Below are 3,252 nucleotides of genomic sequence, written 5' to 3' on the forward strand. Positions count from 1 at the left end.
GTGGACGACCGCGTCGGGGTCGACCGCGGCGACGATGTCGAGCGCTTCGCCACGCTCCGCGAGGTCGGCCGCACGGAACGAGACGTTCGGAGCGGGGTCGACGCCGAGCCCCGGGTGGTCGTAGTCGACGACGACGACCTCGTAGTCGCCGGCGAGCCGGTCGACGACCCAGCGCCCGGAGGCTCCGCGGCCGCCCGTAACGAGTACCGTTTCCATGCCAGTCGGTCGTGCGGACGGGCGAAAAACGCACCGCACTTGTCGGGTGCGGGACGGCGTGGCCTCCGGCAGGCTTTAACGCGCTGAACGGTTATTCAACGCCATGGAATGGAAGACAGACTGGGGGTTACGCGGACGGATGGGACTGACGATGTTCCTCCTGTTCGCCCTCTACGTCGCCTTCGTCGGGGTCCTCGTGACGTTTTTCGATGTTGGGAGCCTGACGATCCTGATCATGCTCGGCGGGTTCTCGCTCGCGCAGTACTTCTTCAGCGACAAGCTGGCGCTCCGGAGCATGGGCGCTCGCGAGGTGAGCGCGGACGAGTACCCCGACCTCCACCGTCGGATCGAGCGGCTGAGCCAGCAGGCCGACCTGCCGAAGCCGACGGTCGCCGTCGCGAACACGCAGGTGCCGAACGCGTTCGCGACCGGCCGGAACAAGAAGAACGCCACCGTCGCGGTGACGACCGGGCTGCTGGAGAGCCTGGACGAAGACGAGTTGGACGGCGTCCTCGCCCACGAGCTCGCCCACGTGAAGAACCGCGACGTGATGGTGATGACCATCGCGTCGTTCCTCTCGACCATCGCCTTCTTCATCGTGCGGTGGGGGTGGCTGTTCGGCGGCGACAACCGGCAGGGCGCGCCCGTCATCGTGGCGATCCTCGTGTCGCTGGTCGTCTGGGTGATCTCGTTCCTGCTCATCCGCGCGCTCTCGCGGTACCGCGAGTACTCCGCCGACCGCGGTGCGGCGCTGATCACGGGCCAGCCCGGCGCGCTCGCCTCGGCGCTGATGACGATCGACGGCCGGATGGACAAGGTGCCCAAGGAGGACCTCCGCGAGGAGGCGGAGATGAACGCGTTCTTCATCATCCCGATCAAGGCCGGCTTCGTCGGCAAGATCGCCTCGACGCACCCGTCGACGGAGAACCGCATCGAGCGGCTCCGCGAGATGGAAAAAGAGCTGGAAACGGCCTGATACGGCTGCTACTCTGGTTTTTGCGGAATTCTTCTCGCGGGTGTGTCTAGGGCTCTGATCGCTCGACTGGACGTCGTTGTTCACCACTACGAGGCTGACGTTGTGACCGAGGTCGCCGAAGCCCCAGCCGCGAGGCGGTCAGACGCTCGCTGTGCTCCTCGCTCGCGTTGCTCGCTGCGGTGCTTACATCGCCTCTGACCGCCTCGCGGCTGCCCCTTCGAATCCCGCCCCGCGACCGCCCCGCACCTCGCGCCTCCCCAGCCTCGTCGGTGGTTCTCCGCGTTGCTCCGAACCACCGACTCCCTCGCGCGGTGCTCCTCGCGGTCGCCCTCGGCGACCGCTCGGAGGCACGCGCCACCACCTTCATTTATAAGTAATCACGGAATAGCCGCACCGCTCGTCGGTGCGAGCGGACTGAGGGGAGTAAGCCCCCTTCGGTTCGTCCCGACATTCGGCTGAGCGTCCGCGCCGTGGCCGGACTACCTTATGGCACGGACTTGCACCGGCGAGGATTCGCCGTTCCATCCGTTCCCGCCCGTCGCGTGGCGAGGCCACGTCGGTCCTCGACGGGTTAACTCCCTTCCCTTGCGGGTCGGTTCGCGCGTTCGCGGGATCACCCGCGAACGCCGCCGGTCGCCTGCGGCGACCGAACGCGTCTCATCGGTCGAGGCGGGGGGTGTCGTTGCTGTTCCAGCGCCAGCCGTCTCCGACTCCGGGCGTGTGCCCGGTCGCCCGTCCGGCCGGTGGGGGGACTTTCCTCATGCCGGAGGCACGGGAGTCGGGCTCCCTCTGTCCGTTCCGCCCTTTCGCCCGCCGGCGAATAAGCGGTTCGATCGGGCGCGTTTCCGGCGAGACGCCGCGAACGCCGCGGGAGCGGTGCCACAAGGGAAGCGTTCAAGTCGTCAGCAACGTAATAGTCTCTCATGTCCGAGGCTCAGACCGTTCAGCTGTCGTACGACGACGGTGCACGAGCGGTCGAACTCGCGCGGGAGGCGGTCGAGTCGTTCGTCCAACACGGACAACGCGAACAACCCGGGAGCATGCGCGAGGCGTTCTACGCCCGCACCGGTGCCTTCGTTCGACTCGAATCGACGCGGGGACGCGGCCGCCTCCGCGGCTGCGCCGGCGCGTGGGAGACCTCAGACCAGCTCGGCCACGCCATCGTCGAGGCTGCCATCAAGGCGGCCTCCGACGACTCCTGCGGCTCCGAGGTGGAGCCGAAGGAGCTGGACAACCTCACGGTCTCGGTGTTCGTCGTCTCGAATACGATCCTCACGAACGACCCGCTCGAAGACCTCGAGGTCGGCACCCACGGCGTCGCCGTCGACAGCGGCAACGCTCACGGCTGGCTCTACCCGACGGTCCCCGTCGAGAACGGCTGGTCCGGCGCGGAGTTCCTCTCGCGCGCCTGCCGGAAGGCGAAGCTCTCCCCCACCGCGTGGCAGGAGGAGGACACGATAGTGACGCTCATCGAAGGACAGGTGTTCCGAGAGCGCGCCGACGGCGGTGCCGTCGAAGAGCTGTAGTCCGTTCCGCTGTCTCCTCTCTGTCCCTCCCCGCCCCTTCTTCGTCTCTCCCCGCCCCTTCTTCGTCTCTCCCCGCTCGGTCCCGCGTCCGGGCGATTTCCACCCCATCGCGTTTCTCTCGGTCGACGCCGAACGCAGAGCCGTAGCCTCGTCGAGCGCGACGCCCAATTTCTTAGGCCGTCCTAAAAACCGATGGTTTTTTGATGTTTTAGGCGGGCCTAATATCTATGAGACGTTCGGACGACGCCCGCGTCGACCCTCCGCCGGCGGTGATCCGCGATGAGCGTCGAGACCCACGTCGACCGCGCTCGCGACCGTGTGGCCGCCGAGCGCGACGTCGTCGCGGACGAGCGACGGGCCTACGAGCGCTTCGGGTCGACCGTCGCGTCGATCCCCACAGCCTCCGGCCCGGCGGCCTCCGGCGGGGAGACGACTACCGGTACCGGACCGGGAGCCGGCGGCGTTCGCGCGGCCGTCGGGGGACGGACCGCCTCGGCGACCGACGGCTGCCGGCGGGTCCGAGAGGCGTTCGCC

Annotated in this window: 3 protein-coding genes, 1 other RNA gene and 1 pseudogene; 3 read left to right on the forward strand and 2 right to left on the reverse strand. The window is 68.0% G+C overall.

Features of this window, described 5'->3' with window-relative positions:
* On the reverse strand, nt 1–216 hold a 216-nt coding region (locus BN903_RS11845; protein ID WP_048077915.1), incomplete at its 3' end, for an NAD-dependent epimerase/dehydratase family protein.
* 103 nt (nt 217–319) lie between these two features.
* Between BN903_RS11845 and htpX the strand changes: the two genes are divergently transcribed.
* Nucleotides 320–1,192 (forward strand): zinc metalloprotease HtpX, encoded by an 873-nt coding sequence (htpX, locus tag BN903_RS11850; protein ID WP_048077916.1) that lies wholly within the window; start codon nt 320–322, stop codon nt 1,190–1,192.
* Between the two features lie 412 nt (nt 1,193–1,604).
* On the opposite strand, the gene rnpB is transcribed toward htpX, so the two are convergent.
* An RNA gene (gene rnpB / locus BN903_RS15230) (RNase P RNA component) lies at nt 1,605–1,986 on the reverse strand.
* Between the two features lie 129 nt (nt 1,987–2,115).
* Here rnpB and BN903_RS11855 point away from each other — a divergent pair.
* Entirely contained in the window at nt 2,116–2,718 is a 603-nt protein-coding gene (locus tag BN903_RS11855) for a TIGR00296 family protein (protein WP_048077917.1), read from the forward strand.
* A 279-nt stretch (nt 2,719–2,997) separates the two neighbouring features.
* Nucleotides 2,998–3,252: pseudogene (locus tag BN903_RS11860) on the forward strand (hypothetical protein); the annotation flags it as partial.

The sequence above is a fragment of the Halorubrum sp. AJ67 genome (assembly GCF_000513435.1).